The following is a 15,946-nucleotide window of genomic DNA, read 5'->3' as shown; positions in this document are numbered from 1 at the left end:
GGGCCGGCGGCCGACGGGGTGCTTCCGTGCCTGTGGCTTCGTCGATATCCATGGCTGGCTGTCGACAAAGCGGGGCGCAGCATCTTGGCGGTTCTTCTCGGCATCGGTGTTGCCGGCAGTGATTTGCGGGAGGGGTGCCTGAGTCATCGGAGGGTACCACCAAAGGATATCTTCAAATTCCATTTTGGCCCGCATATTGTAAATATTAAATAAGGAGAGAAATTGTGTATAACTTAACTGTTAATTTTTATTCAGAATGCTTCGGATTTCAGAAAATGAGTGTCGGCGGAAGCAAGAATGATGGAAGCATCTGATGGGTGGCGATGGTGTTTTCCACGGCGAATGTTATCCCGGCGGCTCGTCGTGACGCCAGGAAGGCTACGCGTGAGGGCGGTCGAAACGGGTTCCCGGGCTGATCCCTGTCTCCGGCTTTCCTCATGACGGCCATTCTCGGCATCCGGGCCGTTCGGCAGGAGAAGGGTTGATGTGCGGGATTGTGGGGATCGTGGGGAGGCGGCCGGTGGCGTCGCGACTGGTCGAGGCGCTGAAGCGTCTGGAGTATCGCGGCTATGACTCGGCGGGCATCGCCACGCTGGTTGGGGGTCGGATCGAGCGCCGCCGTGCCGAGGGCAAGCTGGTCAATCTGGAGCGGCGCCTGGGCGAGGACCCGGTCGACGGCACCATCGGCATCGGCCACACCCGCTGGGCGACGCATGGCCGGCCGAGCGAGACCAACGCCCATCCGCATGCGACCGCCCGGGTGGCGATCGTGCACAACGGCATCATCGAGAATTTCCGGGAGCTGCGGCGCGAGCTCGAGGGCCTCGGCCATGTCTTCGCGACCGAGACCGATTCCGAGATCGTCGCGCATCTGGTGACGCATTACCTCGACCGGCAGATGGCGCCGCGCGAGGCCAGCGCCGCGGCGTTGCGGCGGCTGGAGGGGGCGTTCGCGCTGGCCTTCCTGTTCACCGGCGAGGAGGACCTGCTGGTGGTCGCCCGGCGCGGCTCGCCCTTGGCGATCGGCTTCGGCGACGGCGAGATGTATGTCGGCTCGGACGCGCTGGCGATCGGGGCCTGGACCGACCGGATCTGCTATCTCGACGAGGGCGACCGGGCGGTGATCGCCCGGAGCGGGGTCGAGATCTACGACGCCGGGGACCGGTCGGTGGCCCGGCCGGTGAAGCCGATCGCCCAGACCGGGGCGCTGATCGGCAAGGGCGATTTCCGGCACCACATGCTGAAGGAGATCTACGAGCAGCCGGCGGTGGTGGGCGACACGCTGCGCACCATGCTGGATCCGGCGACCCGGGCGATCGTGCCGCCGGCGCTGCCCTTCGACTTCGCCCGGGTGCCGCGGGCCACCATCGTCGCCTGCGGCACCGCCTTCTATGCCGGCATGGTGGCGAAGCACTGGTTCGAGACCGTGGCCCGGCTGCCGGTCGAGATCGACATCGCCTCGGAGTTCCGCTACCGCGAGGCGCCGCTGCCGGAGGGCGGGCTGGCGATCTTCGTGTCGCAGTCGGGCGAGACCGCGGACACGCTGGCGGCCTTGCGCTACGCCCGGTCGCAGGGCCAGCGCGTGCTCTCGGTGGTCAACGTGCCGGACAGCTCGATCGCGCGCGAGAGCGACGCGGTGATCCAGACCCTGGCGGGGCCGGAGATCGGCGTCGCCTCGACCAAGGCCTTCACCACCCAGCTGACCGTGCTGGCCTGCCTGGCGGTGGCGGCGGCGCGGGCGCGCGGCGCCATCGACGCGAAGCGGGAGGCCGAGCTGTCGACCGCCTTGACCGAGGTGCCGGGCCGGCTGGCCGAGGTCCTGAACCACGACGCCACGATCCGCGACCTGGCCCACCAGGTGGCGCTGGCGCGGGACGTGCTGTATCTCGGCCGCGGCCTGTCCTATCCGCTGGCGCTGGAAGGGGCCTTGAAGCTGAAGGAGATCAGCTACATCCACGCGGAAGGCTACGCCGCCGGCGAGATGAAGCACGGGCCGATCGCGCTGATCGACGACAAGGTGCCGGTGATCGTGCTGGCGCCGCGCGACCCGGTGTTCGACAAGACCGTGTCGAACGTGCAGGAGGTGATGGCCCGCGGCGGCAAGGTGATCTTCGTCTCCGACCCCGAGGGGATCGAGAGGCTCGGCCCCGGCCCGGTGGCGGCGATCGGCCTGCCGGGCATCGATCCCTTCGTCGCCCCGATCCTCTACGCCGTGCCGGTGCAACTCCTGGCCTATCACACCGCCGTCGCCAAAGGCACCGACGTCGACCAGCCCCGAAACCTCGCCAAAAGCGTCACCGTGGAGTGAAGAGGGAGCGGATCGGGCGTGTCGTTGCTGCCGGTCATGGGAGTGGGCATTTCCCTGACCATCGAAGATACTCCGAAAGGAGTAGGGTTCCCGCCAAATTGAGTATGGGCGAATTGAAATTTTCATAAAAATAGAGATAAATGCCTTGACCGCGTGCCCCTGGTCGGGTTTCATGTCCTACGACTTCTGCTTCTATTCGCATTTGGTGACCTCGCCGAGCTTCCTCCTGGAAGCTCGGGCACTCTCAATAATACCGAAACTGATATAAAGATCTGCTTGTATTCGAGATTATTCACGTCGACGACTGGCCTGTCATTGGCGAGCTTTGTGCCCGATCAGGAGGAGATATGCTGTCTTGCAGGGACGATGCTGAGAAAGCTGCAGCTCCGGGGAATCTTTCCGAAACAACGAAGATCGCGATTATTGATCGCAGGGTCCTGGTTCGGGAGGCTCTGACGGCGGCCCTCATGACGGCCGATGGGGGATTCCGAGGCATTGGATTTGCGGATACCGGCGAGTGGCTGGCCTGCGGGGCTCGGAACGATGCATCGGCGATTCTGTTCGGCATTGACGGAGAGGGTGCCGATGATCCTGATCTGATGCAGGATCTCCGGCTTCTCGCTCAGGACCGCCCGGACAGGCCGGTCATCGTCATCGGCGACCGCGACGAATCCTGCCATGTCCTCAAGATCCTGTCGTCCGGGGCACGCGGCTATATTCCGACGAGCGTCAGCCTGAGCGTTGCGATCGGCGCGCTGTCGCTCGCCATCGCCGGCGGGATGTTCGTGCCGGCCACCGCCCTGGCCATGGCGGGCCGAATGGAGCGGGAGGGAGGGCCGGAGCGCACCAGGCTCCCTTTCGACCTGACCGATCGGCAGGCTGCGGTGGCCGAAGGCCTTGCCCGCGGAAAGCCGAACAAGATCATCGCCCACGAGCTCAATCTCTCCGAGGGAACGGTCAAGGTTCATATCCGCGGCATCATGAAGAAGCTGCAGGCCCGGAACCGGACCGAGGTTGCCTTCAAGCTGCACAGCATGAAGGCGCGCCCGCGATCGGCGTATGGCCTTCCGATCATGCCGCCGGCCTCGTCGGGCCCACGGGAAGGTCTCCCGCGGGCCGCGTCGCCTCACCGCTGCGCCACGTAAGCCGATCGTTTGGATGGCTGAGCGGCCGGGGGAGGCGAACGCGTCCTGCGGACGGGATGATCGCCTCGTCTGTCCCCCGGACCCCGCGGCGCGGCGCCGATCTCAGCTCGGCAATCCGGCGCGGCGCAGGCCGTCGAGGTAGCGTCGCAGCAGATCCGGCTCGAAATAGTGCAGGGCGTCGGCGACGGTCGCCACGGTGAGCCCGGGTCGGGAGGCCGTGAACCGCGCCAGCGCCTCGCGCGCGGCATCGATCTGCCCCGCATGGGCGAGGAAGGTGGCGAGGTCGCGGAACATCCAGGTCGCCGTCGGCTTCTGATGCAGCGCCTTTCGGGTGAAGCCGGCGGCCTCTGCGGGGCGCCCCTCGGCGAAGGCGGCGAGACCCAGGCCGATGAAGCAGTTGAAGCTGAACGGGTCGAGGGGGCTGAGCCGGATCGCTCGCTCGAAGCAGGGCCGTCCTGCGGCAGGATTGCCGCGATAGACGTGCAGGAAGCCGCGGCGTGTCCAGGACCAGGCGTGGTTTGGGTCGAGCGCCAAAGCCTGATCGACGAACTGCTCGGCCCGACCGATATCGCCGAACAGGAGCATGGTTGCCGTGGCCAGGGCGCTCAACGCGGTCGCATCGTCCTGGGACCCTTCCGATGCCTGCTTGATCAGGCGATCGCCCGCCGCCCGCTCGGCGTCGTAGTCCGAAGCCCAGTTGTAGGTGACCTGCTGGGCATGCGCCCAGGCGGCGAGGGCGGCCGCGCGGCTGTAGTCCGGATCCAGCCGCAGGGCCTCGTCGAGCAGCCGGATGGCTTCGACATTCTCGGGTTTGCGATGGGCCCAGAGATGCGGCAGCGCCCGCATCATCAGGTCGTAGGCCGCGACGCTGTCGGGCCGCTTGCGCAGCGCCAGCGTGATTTCCGCTGCCCGGATGGAGGGGTGGAGCGCTCCGGCGACGCCTTCGGCAATCCGGTCCTGCAGGTCGAACATGTTCTCGACCGTCCCGTCATAGCGCCCGGACCACAGGTGCAGCGCGCTGGCGGCGTCGATCAGCTGCGCCGTGATCCGAACCCGGTTGCCCGACCTCCGCACGCTGCCTTCGAGCAGGTAGCGGACCTTGAGCGTGCGGGCGATCACGCGGGGGTCCTGGGGCCGTCCCGCGGCCCGGTACGCCTCGGCCGAGTGGCGGGCGATGACGGGGAAGTCCCGGATGCGGGAGAGGGTGGCGGTGATCTCCTCCACCGCGCCGTCGGCGAGGGCGGACACGGCGGGATCGCCTGAAAGATTGTCGAAGGGCATGACGACGATCGAGGGCAGATCCTCCTCGTCCACCACCCCGACGGTGCGCTTGGTCGCTTCTTCGGCACCTTCGCCGGCAGCGCCCCCAGGGCTCCAGATCCAGACCTCCATCGGCTCCGCGATGTCCTTGAGCGTTTTCATCACCCGCATGAAGGGCGTGGCCAGCGCCTTGCCGAGCTGCCAGCGCACGGAATGGGTGATGGCGATCCCGCCGGGCGGCGCCGCTTGCTGCAGGCGGACGACGAAGGCGACGGCGGCCCCGAACCGGTCTTCCCCTTCAACGAAGACGTCGGCGAGCGCGATGCCGGCGCGCACCAGGATGGGCCGCTTGGGCCGCCGCGCCTGACGGGCCGCCATGGCCTCCTGGAACTCCACCGTCCAGCAGACCGCATCCTCGATATTGGAGAACTCGATCAGCACGCCGTCACCCATGGTCTTGAACACATGGCCGTGACGGGCCCGGAGGGTCGAGCCCAGCAGCTCGCGGCGGATCGAGGCGAGCGCGGCCAGCGTGCCGCGCTCGTCCTCCTGCACGAGGCGCGTGAAGCCCGCCACGTCGAGCGAAACGATGACAGTGAGCCGGCGCTGGACTCGCATCGGCAATGGCCTCCGGCAATTCCATCAGCTTGCGACGGACCTGCCGATCCCGCAATGCGGCAGGCAAGCCGCGCGAAGATCGTCTCACGGTTCGCGCAGGCTCTCGTCCAGGCCGCGCAGCAGAGGATAGAGGAAATAGGAGAGCACCCGGCGCCGCCCGACCTCGATCTCGGCCGTCAGGGTCATGCCGGGCAGCAGGCGGAAGGTGTCCGGAACCGACCGCAGCGTCGTATCGATCAGCCGGATCCGAGCCCGGTAGACCGGCGGCGCCGAGGCGTCGACATTGCCTTTGTCGTCCCGAGCGTTGGAGGCGAAGCTGTCCTGGCTGATGGTGCGGACCGTGCCCGAGGCCGTGCCGTGCTTCTGGAAGGGGAAGGCGTCGATCTTGAGGCGGGCCGGCTCGTCGGTTCCGAGCTGGCCGATATCCTTGCTGGCGGTCGAGACTTCGGCCTCGGGGGGAACGGTGAGCGGCACCAGCGTGAACAGCGGCTCGGCCTCCCGCACCACCGACCCGATCGATCGTTGCGCGATATCGAGGACCACGGCGTCCGGGGGGGCCGACAGCACGATCATGTCGCGACGCAGCTCGGCCTTCTTGAGCTCCTCCGCCGCGGCGGCATAGGCCTCGCGCGCCTTGACCAGATCTTCCAGAGCGGCTCGGCGGAACTCTTCGACATGGGCCTGCCGCTCCGATCGCGCCTTGTCGATGGCCAGGGCCAGATCGGCCTGGATGCCGCGATTCCGGGCAAGCTGGGATTCGATGTCCAGCCGCGTGTCCTTGGAGACGAGATAGTTGAGCCGAGAACCGGTTTCGCTGGCCATCAGCTGCTGCCGCATCTGCTCGACCTGTTCGAGGGTCGCGACGCGCTGCGCCAGCAGCTGTTCCTCGTCGCGGCTCGCCGCCAGATTGGCTTCGGCGCGCGCGATCTGGTCGTCGAAATTGCGCAGCTGGGACTCGTAGGCCGCCTTGCGCTGCGCGAAGAAGCGCATCTGCAGCTGCGCATCCGCGCCGGCATCGGCGGCGGGTTCATAGGCCAGCCCCGCGAGCTCGGCCTCGATCCGGCCCATCTGCGCCTCGAGCGCAGCCACCTTCGCGCGCAGCTGCTCGACATCCGACTGGGTGAAGGTCGTGTCCAGGGCGGCCAGCTGCTGGCCGGCACGGACGATCTCGCCGACCGCGACGTCGATCGACCGGACGACCGAGGTCTCGAGCGGCTGGACCACGAGGTTCGGCTGGGTGGTGATCAGCTTGCCGGGCGCGACGACGATCTCGTCGACCGTGGACAGCGCGGCCCAGGCCACAGCGCCGACGATCAGCGCCGTCACGGCGTACAAGGTCAGGCGCGTGATCCGTGGTGGCGCCCGCGCCTCGAGCTCGACGGCATCGCGCTGGAACTCGGCGATGGCCGGATGCGCTCGGGACAGCGGCGCGACGGTCGGCGCCCGGACCACCGGCAGGGTCTGGCGCTCCGACGATGCGGATCGCTCCGGGATCATGCGCTTTGCCTTGTCTGCTGGGTCCAGAGGTGCCGGTAGGTCGTGCAGCGCGACAGCAGCTGGTCGTGCCGTCCGATGTCGGCGATCCGGCCCCGGTCGATCACCAGGATGGCATTGGCGTCCATCAGGGTGGACAGGCGATGGGAGACGATGATGACCGTACGCCCCTCCGCGATGCGCCGCAGATTCTGCCGGATGATGGCCTCGCTTTCGGGATCGAGGGCGCTGGTCGCCTCGTCGAAGATCAGGAGCCGGGGATTGGTCACAAGGGCGCGGGCGATGGCCAGGCGCTGACGCTGCCCGCCGGACAGGTTCTCGGCGCTCTCCTCCAGCATCGAGTCGAAGCCGCGCGGCATGCGCTCGATGAACTCCTCGGCCCCGGCCATCCGGGCCGCCTCGACGATCTCCTCGAAGCTGGCGCCCGGCCGGGCGGCGGCGATGTTCTCGCGCACCGTGCCGCGGAACAGGAAATTCTCCTGCAGCACGACGCCGATCGCCTTGCGCAGATGGACCAGGTCGAACTCGCGCATGTCGACGCCGTCGATGCGCACCACGCCCTGCTGCACCGGGTAGAGACCCTGGATCAGCCGGGTCACCGTGGTCTTGCCGGAGCCGCTTCGCCCCACCACCCCGAAGACGCTGCCCTCCGGAACCGTGAAGGAGATGTTGTCGAGCGCCGGGTTGGCATCTGCGGAATAGCGGAAGGACACGTTCTCGAATTCGACACGCCCCTTGATCGCCGGACGCAGGCCGTCGGTCCGGCCGTGCCGCTCCGGCCGTCGGTTCATCACCTCGCCCAGCATCCGGACGGACAGCGCCACCTCCTGGTACTCATGCACCATCGTCACGATCTGGACGAGCGGGCCGGAGACCCGGCCGGCCAGCATGTTGAAGGCGATCAGGGCGCCGATCGTCATCGTCCCGTCGAACACCGCGACGGCGCCGAGCCCGATCACCGCGACGCTCATCAGCTTCTCGACCAGCCCGGTCACGGACTGGGCCGTGGTCGAGATCTTCTCGACGTCGAAGCGCATCGCGACGCTTTGGGCCGAACGGTCGTCCCAGACCCGGCGCTGCATCGGCTCCATCGATAGCGACTTCACCGTCCGCATGCCGTGCACGGTCTCGACCAGCAGGGCTTGGCGCTGGCCTTCGGCCTCGTACAGGGCGCGCAGCCGGCTGCGGAAGGGACCGATCAGCAGCAGGATCACCAGCGCCACCAGCAGTGCGAAGGACAGCACGACCAGGGTCAGCCAGGGGCTGTACATCAGCAGCACGGGCAGGAAGACGATCAGCGACAGGCCGTCGAGCAGCGTGAGAAACAGGCGGCCGGTGAGGAACTCCCGGATCCGCTGAGCCTGCTGCATGTGCTTGACCAGGATGCCCGCCGACGCCTGCTCGAAGAAGGCGATCGGCAGGCTCAGGAGATGCGCGAAGGTCCGGGTCGCCAGCCGGATGTCGATCCGGTTGGTGGCATAGAGCAGGAGATAGCGCCGCAGGAAGGTGAAGACGGCGTCGAACAGCAGGGCCACGACGATGCCGCCCGACAGCACGTACAGCGTCATGTAGCTGTTGTGGACCAGCACCTTGTCGATGATCAGCTGGAAGAAGATCGGCGTCGCCAGCCCCAGACCGTACAGGAACAGCGCCGCGACGGCGACGTCGGCGAACAGCCGGCGTTGGCGCAGCAATTCGGGGACGAACCAGCGGAAACCGAAGGGCTGGTCGGGATCGGCGATGCGGTAGCTGCGCTTCAGCAGGACCATCTCGCCGGACCAGCGGCCGCGGAACGCCTCCTCGGGAACCACAAGCGCCTCGGGCCGCTCGGCCAGCGGGTCGAGCAGCCGGACGGCGCCCTGTCCCTCGGCGTCGGCGACCACGCCGGCGATCAGCACCCAATTGCCGTTGTTCAGCAACGCCAGCGCCGGGAAGGCCTCATCCAGCCGCGCCAGCCCGGCCCAGTCGAGCTGCAGCCGGCGCGCCCGCAGGCCCGATTCCCGCGCCATGCGGAGGAGCAGGGCCGCCGAGACCGCCTCGGCGCCCAGGGCATAGCGGTGGGTCAGGCTGTCGACCGAGATGTCGAAGCCATGGTGGCGCAGGACGACGGCCAGGCAGTACAGCCCGGTGTCGCGTCCCCCGGCGGCCGCGGCCGGTGCGCCTTCTCCGGCCGCGGCGTCCGGCGCGGCAAGCATCAGGCGAAGTTCGGCGACGTGTTGCGGTGGAGAGCGCCGTTCGGGGAGGGAGGGACCGGAGCCCGATCGGCGACGACGGCCGGCGCCGCGGCCTCCGGCGCCCGGCGCTGGATGGCGCCGGCCTCGATCAGCCCTTGCATCACCTTCTGGATCAGGTCCGAGGCGTTGGCGAAGCCGTCGAGCGGCATGATGATCCGCTGCCGGAACGCCGCCCTGGGGGCGCCGGCGGCATCGCGCTCGGTCGCCGACAGGCTGACCAGGTCGATACGCAGGACGGACCCCGTGACCGTGATTTCGCCGATGCCGTCTGCGTAGATTTCGGTCTGCATATGCATGTCCTCGTTGCGAATGGTGATCTGAAAATCGACGGAACGTCAGGCGGCGTGGCCGATCTGCCAGTCGGGGAAAGGGTCCTGCAGCCCGCGATAGGCGGCGCGGTCGTAACGGAGCGGGGAGCCAACGAGGCAGGCGTCCAATGCCTGGCGGATGGCGTCCTCGTCATGCCCGCAGCCGATGAACACCAGCTCCTGCCGCCGGTCGCCCCAGATCAGGCTCCAGTGCTGCTCGATCCGGCTTTGCCAGTCCGGGTGGCGCGGCCAGTGCTGCGGCGGGACGGCCGCCCACCACAGTCCTTTGCCGTCGACACGGCGCTGGCTGCCGGCGATCGACAGCTGGCCGATCCAGTCCGGCCGGGTCGCGAGCCAGAAGAAGCCCTTGGCCCGGATCAGTCCCGGCCAGCTGCGCCCCAGGAACTCCTCCAGCCGCTCCGGGTCGAACGGGCGACGGGCCCGATAGACGAAGCTCGATATCCCGTAGAGCTCCGTCTCCGGCGTGTGTCCGCCTGGCCCGAACAGCTCCCGGTGCCAAAGGGGATGGGTCGCGGCCTTCCCTTCCACGAACAGGCCGGTGTCGAGGATCGCGTCCAGCGGAACCCGGCCGTACTCCGCCTCCACCACCTGGGCATCGGCGTTGAGGGCGCGGAGGATGCGGCGGATCTGGACCAGCTCCACGGCGGACACGTCGAAGGCCTTGTTGAGGACGACCACATCCGCGAATTCGATCTGTTCGACCAGCAGGTCGGCCAGCGTGCGCGCGTCGCCGTCATGGGCGGCCTGGCCGCGGTCGCGCAGCAGGTCGCGGCCGGCATAGTCCCGCAGCAGACCGATCGCATCGACCACCGTGACCATGGTGTCGAGCCGGGCGACATCGCCGAGCGAGGCGCCGCCGGCATCGCGGAAGGAGAACGAGGCCGCCACCGGCAGGGGCTCGGAGATGCCGGTGCTCTCCACCAGCAGATAGTCGAACCGCTGCTCGGCGGCCAGGCGGCGGACCTCGTGCAGCAGGTCGTCGCGCAGGGTGCAGCAGATGCAGCCATTGGTCATCTCGACCAGGGACTCGCTGGTGCGGCTGAGATCGGCGCCGCCGTCGCGGACCAGGTCGGCGTCGATGTTGACCTCGCTCATGTCATTGACGATGACGGCGACCCGGCGGCCTTCGCGGTTGCGCAGGATATGGTTCAGCAGCGTCGTCTTGCCGGCCCCGAGAAAGCCGGAGAGGACCGTGACGGGAAGGCGCGGCGGAGAGGTCATGCCGCGCCCCTCAGGCGGCCAGTTGCGGGTTGAAGACGACATCGGCCGAGTAGTTGGTGCGGTTGAAGCTGCCGGTCGGGAAGCTGCCGCTGGCGCCATAGGCGAAGACGCCGTTGCCGCCGCCTGTGGCATCGGCGAGGGCGCGCAAATGGCCGTTGACGACGTCGTCCGCGAAATAGTTCGGCGTGGCCGCGTAGTAGCCATTGCTGTGGTAGGAGGTGATGTAGGTCGTGTTCGCGTCGATCGCGACCGGCTGGGCGAGGACCGCCGTCTGCCAGCCGCTGGCGGTCTCGTTGGTGAAGGTGACCGTGGCGAGCAGCTGACCGGTGGCGGTCCAGAGATGGCCCTGATGGGTGCCGGTGTCCTGGGCGCTCTTGTAGTAGCGCAGGGCGGTGATCGTGCCGGCGACATCGGCCTGGAACTTCATGCCCAGCTCGACCGGCGATGGATCGTTGACGCTGGCGATGGCCGGCGTGTCCGAGGCCGAGAACAGGCTGCTTCCGGCCGGGGGCGGCGCCACCGTCAGCGAGGCGGTCGCCGAAGCGGTGCCGCCGCGGCCGTCGGAAATGGCATAGGTGAAGCTCGCCGTCCCGGTGAAGCCGGCGGTCGGGGTGAAGGTGACGGTGTTGGTCTGGCTGTTCAGGCTCACCGTGCCGTTGACCGGGTTGCTGACGCCGGTCACCGTCAGCGCGTCGCCGTTCGGATCGGTGTCGTTGGCCAGCAGAGTCGAGGTCGGGATCGACAGTGCGGCGTCCCGGTTGGTGGAGAGGCCGCTGTCCGCCACCGCCGTCGGCGGTTGGTTCGTCCCGGTGCCGGACTGGTTGTAGACGACATCGACCCAATAGTTCGTGGCGTTCCAGCTGTTGGTCGGGAACATGCTGGATCCGCTATAGGCGTAGACGCCGGCATCGACCGGAGCGGTCAGGGGACCGTTCGAGCGGGAGGTCGTGAAGTACCCGCTGGTGGCCGAATAGTAGCCGTTGGTGTGGTAGGAGGCGACGTAGGTGGTGCCGGCGCTGATCGCGACCGGGTTGGCGAAGGTGACGGTCTGCCAGCCGGTGGCGGTCTCGCCGGTGAATGTGGCAGTGGCCAGCAGGGTGCCGCTCGCGGTCCACAGGCTGGCCGTGTGGGGGCCGGTGTTCTGCGGCCCCTTGTAGAACCGGATGCCGGTGATGGTGCCGCCGGCGGAGGCCGAGAACTTCATGCCGAGCTCGACCGAATTCGGATCCTCTTCGGTCACCGTCGCCGGCGTGTCGGTCGGCAGGAACAGGCTGACCCCGTCGCCGGCCTGCCGGACGGTCACGTCGACCGTGGCCGAAGCGGTGCCGCCGCGGCCGTCCGAGATGGTGTAGGTGAAGCTGGCCGTTCCGGTGAAGCCGGCAGTCGGGGTGAAGGTGATGGTGTTGGTCTGGCTGTTCAGGCTGACCGCGCCATTGACCGGGTTGCTGACGCCGGTCACCGTCAGCGCGTCGCCGTTCGGATCGGTGTCGTTGGCCAGCAGATCCCCGGCCGCGATCGCCAAAGGCGCGTTCTGGGCCGTGCTGAAGCCGTCATCCGCCACCGCCGTCGGCGGCTGGTTGGAGGCGCCGCCCGACTGGTTGTAGAGGACATCGACCCAGTAGTTGGAGGCGTTCCAGCTGTTGGTCGGGAACAGGCTGGACCCGCCATAGGCGTAGACGCCGGCATTGGCCGGGGCGCTCAGAGGACCGTTGCTGTAGCTGGCGGTGAAATAGCCGGAATCCGCCGAGTAGTAGCCGTTGGTGTGGTAGGAGGCGACATAGGTCGTGCCGCTGCTGATCGCGACAGGGTTGGCGAAGGTGACGGTCTGCCAGCCGGTTGCGGTCTCGCCGGTGAAGGTGGCGGTGGCCAGCAGCGTGCCGGTCGCGGTCCACAGGCTGGCGGTGTGGGGGCCGGTGTTCTGTGCCCCCTTGTAGAACCGGATGCCGGTGATGGTGCCGTTGCTCGACGCGACGAACTTGACGCCGAGCTCGACCGGGCTCCCGTCGTTCACGGTGACCGTCCCCGGCGTCGTCGAGGTCGACCACAGGCTGAGGCCCGTGCCGGGCGGATTGACGGTGAGGTTGGCCGTCCCGGTGGCGGTGCCGCCGCGACCGTCCGAGATGGTGTAGGTGAAGCTGGCCGGGCCGCTGTAGCCAGCCGTCGGGGTGAAGGTGATCGCGCCGGACTGGCTGTCGAAGCTGACCGTGCCGTTCACCGCGTTGCCGACACCGGTGACGGTCAAGGGATCGCCGTTGGGATCGGTGTCGTTCGCCAGCAGGGTCGCGGCCTGGACCGTCAGCGCGACACCCTGGTTGGTGGCGAGGCCGTTGTCGTTGTTGGCGACGGGGGCGACATTGCCGCCGCCGGGCCCGGGCGTGAACAGGGCGTCCACCCAGAAATTCTCGTTCTGGAAGACGTTGCTCGGGAACAGGCTCGACGTACCATAGGCGTAGACGCCCGCCCCGACCGGCGCGGTCAGGTGACCGTTGGTGCGGGCGACGTCGAAATAGCCAGCATCGGCCGAATAGAAGCCGTTGCTGTGGTAGGAGACGATGTAGGTCGTCCCCGGCTGGATCGAGACCGGATTGGAGAACGTGACGGTCTGCCAGCCCTCCAGCGTCTCGTTGGTGAAGGTGGCGGTGGCCAGCAGGGTGCCGTCCGCGCTCCACAGGCTGCCGGTGTGGGTCCCCTGGTTGTAGAAGCCCTTGTAGAAGCGGACGCCGCTGATCGTGCCGGCGGCGTTGGAGCTGAAGCGCATGCCGAGTTCGACGGCGTTGCGATCCTGGATATGGACCTGCGTCGGCTTGTTGGCGAAGGTCCACATGCTTTCCGTGGAGGGCAGGGTGACGGTGACCGAGACGCCCGTCGACGCCGCCCCGAGATTGACGCTGTCATCCGCCGCCCGGGCCATGATGACATAGGTGCCGGCAGCCTGCGCGTTCCAGGCGTAGCTCCAGCTCTCCCGCCCCGACGCCTTGCGCCAGGTGACGCCGCCGTCGGTGGAGACCTCGACGCCGGCGACGATGCCGCCGCCGAAATCCTGGGCGGTGCCGGTGATGACGACCCGCTGGCCTTCGACCAGGCCGGTGCCGTTCGCCGGCGTCAGCACGGTGGCGGTCGGCGCCGTATGGTCGGTCGAGCCCGTCGCCATGATCAGGCTGGCCTGCAGCGTGCCGGGCTGGATGCCCATGTCGGCGAACATGTTGACCATCGCCTGCTGGACGTTCCGGTCCACCGGCGTCGCTTCGTTGTCGTGGTTGTCGTCCAGGCCCCAGGACCAGTAGACCGTGCCGGCGCCGAAGACCAGGGCGCCGCTCTCCGCCCGGTACATGGTCAGGCTGTGGTCGACGGTGGCGGATCCGACGCTGGTGCCGTAATCCCGCAGATACGTGTCCACCGACACCGTCGACAGCGACAGGTTGATCAGCCCGGCCGGGCGGAAGCCGTTGTCGACGTCGGAATCCCATTCGTAGCCGAGCAGGTTCTGGACCAGGGAATAGGTCTGGCCGGGCTGGAGGTCGGCGACATCCGTGTTCCGCCAGAACCGCAGGTTGGAATAGTCGTAGGGGATGGTGATCGTGTCGAGGCGATAGGCGTCGACCGTGAACATCGTGCCGGTCAGCGAATTCTCGGGCTCCTGTCCCGGATCGGCGAAGCGGGGATCGCGCCAGGTGCCGGTACCGGTGTTGCTCGGGTCCGTGCGGTCGCCCCAGGTCTCCTTGTAGGTGACCAGGGTGCGGTAGGGCGTGCCGCTGCCGTCGATGCTGGTCTCCCACCGGGTCTTCCAATAGACTTCGTTGCCGCTCCAGAACGCCAGGTTCACGCCGGCGTCGCGGGCCGCCTCGACATTGGCGCGCTGCTGGCCCGACCAGTATTCATCATGCCCGACCGACAGGAACATCTTGGTGTTCAGCAGCTGCGCCGCGTCACGGTCGGTGTCGACGCCGGAGATGTAGTTGACGTCGTAGCCGTTCTGCTCCAGCCAGCGGATCGCCGAATGCTCGACGCCGAAGATCCAGTCCTGCGGCCCGGCCGAATAGGGGCTGTCCGTCGTGATGAACGGCCGGTTGTAGCTGACCTTGGTGGCGCGGCCGATCGCGGTCAGGCCGCAACTGCAGTTCGGCGGCGTCCAGCCGATCAGGTCGGCGGGATCGGTCGGCACGTTGCCGCCATAGAGGCTGGCGCCGCCCCAGGCGTTGTAGGCCTGCCAGGTGGTGTCCGACGTCTGGAAGGTGATGTCGCTGTCGGCCTCGTCATCGCGGACGATGAACGGGATGTGGCTCGCGCCTTCGGTCCCGTCCTCTCGCACCAGCTTGGCGATATAGACGCCGGAGACCGCGTCGGCGGGCACGTCCCAGCTGGCGGAGACCGACCAGTTGCCGCAGTCGATCAGGCCGGTGCTGTAGTCGACCAGCGGGTGCGGCTGCACCTGTGCGGAGGTGAGCTGCCGGTCGATGGTCGCGACCTTGCGGGCGCCCATGCCGCCGTAATAGCCCAGGCGGTAGATGTCGATCCGGTAGTCGGTCGAATCCGTGGCGATCTTGAAGTCGACCGTCTGGCCGTGATTGACGCTGATGCTGGTGGCGAAGCCCTGGATATTGGCGCTGCCGCTGCCCTCGATGCCCCACTCGCTCTCCGGATTGCCGGTCTTCTGGTTCTCCAGGACGATCGGATTGATCGCCGTGGCCGCCGTCTGGGGAAGCAGCGTCGGGGGCTCCGGCGGGCCGGTGTCGGCGGGGATGGATGCGGCGCCGCCCTCCGTCTCGCTCGGGACGCTGGGTGTCTCCCCGGACGGGGTCGGCGCCCCGGGCATCAGCCGGTCGAGCAGGGATCCGATCGGGGCCAGCACCGCGCCGACCGGGGCCGCGAGAGGCAGCGACAGGGCCGAGTTCGCGGATTCCATCGTGGTTGCAGGGGCGGCTGGCGCCGCCGTCGCGGCCCCCGGATCCAGCAGGCGAGCGGCGGGAGCGTCGGCGGACAGGGGCCGGATCGTCCCCCGCGTCGGCTCTTCCGCCGCAGCCCCCGTGTCCTCGACGACGGCAGGCGCGGCGGCCGATGGATCGGCGGCGTTCCCGGCCAGAAGCGGGTCGGCCGTCTGCCCGGCCGCTGTCCCGTCGGACGCCGGGGCATCCGGCAGAGAGGCCTGGAATCCGGGGGCTGTGCTGTCCGTGACTGCCAAAGCGAGGGTGCTTGCCAAGGCATCGCGGGCTGAGGTGTTCAGCGCAACCATATCCGCATCCTTTCGTGACGTCCGGCCTGCCGCACGCTCATCGAGACCCGTATTGTGCAGTGCCAAAGCGGTCCGCCGCGATTGAGCCCTTCGGCCGCTTCCCCCCT

Annotated in this window: 8 protein-coding genes; 2 read left to right on the top strand and 6 right to left on the bottom strand. The window is 68.1% G+C overall.

Annotated elements, in window-relative coordinates; translation table 11 throughout:
- The first annotated feature begins 484 nt into the window (after nt 1–484).
- The gene (glmS, locus tag LG391_RS28645) at nt 485–2,308 is read left to right on the top strand and encodes a glutamine--fructose-6-phosphate transaminase (isomerizing) (protein ID WP_225765311.1); all 1,824 of its coding nucleotides are present in this window, start codon (nt 485–487) and stop codon (nt 2,306–2,308) included.
- 347 nt (nt 2,309–2,655) lie between these two features.
- Complete coding sequence (locus tag LG391_RS28640) at nt 2,656–3,453, top strand: response regulator transcription factor (protein ID WP_225771482.1); 798 nt, start codon at nt 2,656–2,658, stop codon at nt 3,451–3,453.
- A gap of 102 nt (nt 3,454–3,555) precedes the next feature.
- Here LG391_RS28640 and LG391_RS28635 read toward each other — a convergent pair whose 3' ends face one another.
- From LG391_RS28635 to LG391_RS28610, 6 genes are all read right to left on the bottom strand, one after another.
- Nucleotides 3,556–5,331, bottom strand: coding sequence for an adenylate/guanylate cyclase domain-containing protein (locus LG391_RS28635; RefSeq protein ID WP_225771480.1), 1,776 nt, complete (start codon nt 5,329–5,331; stop codon nt 3,556–3,558).
- 84 nt (nt 5,332–5,415) lie between these two features.
- A complete protein-coding gene (locus LG391_RS28630; RefSeq protein WP_225771478.1) occupies nt 5,416–6,828 on the bottom strand; it encodes an HlyD family type I secretion periplasmic adaptor subunit in 1,413 nt (470 codons plus the stop codon).
- Entirely contained in the window at nt 6,825–9,020 is a 2,196-nt protein-coding gene (locus LG391_RS28625) for a peptidase domain-containing ABC transporter (RefSeq protein WP_225771475.1), read from the bottom strand. Before LG391_RS28625 ends, LG391_RS28630 begins: the two co-directional genes overlap by 4 nt.
- Nucleotides 9,020–9,349 carry a hypothetical protein gene (locus tag LG391_RS28620; RefSeq protein WP_225771474.1) on the bottom strand — a complete coding sequence of 110 codons (330 nt, stop codon included), beginning with the start codon at nt 9,347–9,349 and terminating at the stop codon, nt 9,020–9,022. The genes LG391_RS28625 and LG391_RS28620 overlap by 1 nt, the downstream gene beginning before the upstream one ends.
- A 45-nt stretch (nt 9,350–9,394) precedes the next feature.
- Nucleotides 9,395–10,609: a GTP-binding protein gene (locus LG391_RS28615; RefSeq protein ID WP_225771472.1), complete on the bottom strand. Its 1,215-nt coding sequence runs from the start codon at nt 10,607–10,609 to the stop codon at nt 9,395–9,397.
- Nucleotides 10,610–10,619: 10 nt separating this feature from the next.
- Nucleotides 10,620–15,512: a DUF4082 domain-containing protein gene (locus tag LG391_RS28610; RefSeq protein WP_225771470.1), complete on the bottom strand. Its 4,893-nt coding sequence runs from the start codon at nt 15,510–15,512 to the stop codon at nt 10,620–10,622.
- Between the last annotated feature and the right edge of the window lie 434 nt (nt 15,513–15,946).

This window comes from Inquilinus sp. Marseille-Q2685 (assembly GCF_916619195.1).
Lineage (GTDB): Bacteria > Pseudomonadota > Alphaproteobacteria > DSM-16000 > Inquilinaceae > Inquilinus.
The sequence above is the reverse complement of the archived record's forward strand: the minus strand, read 5'-3'. Positions and strand labels throughout refer to the sequence as shown.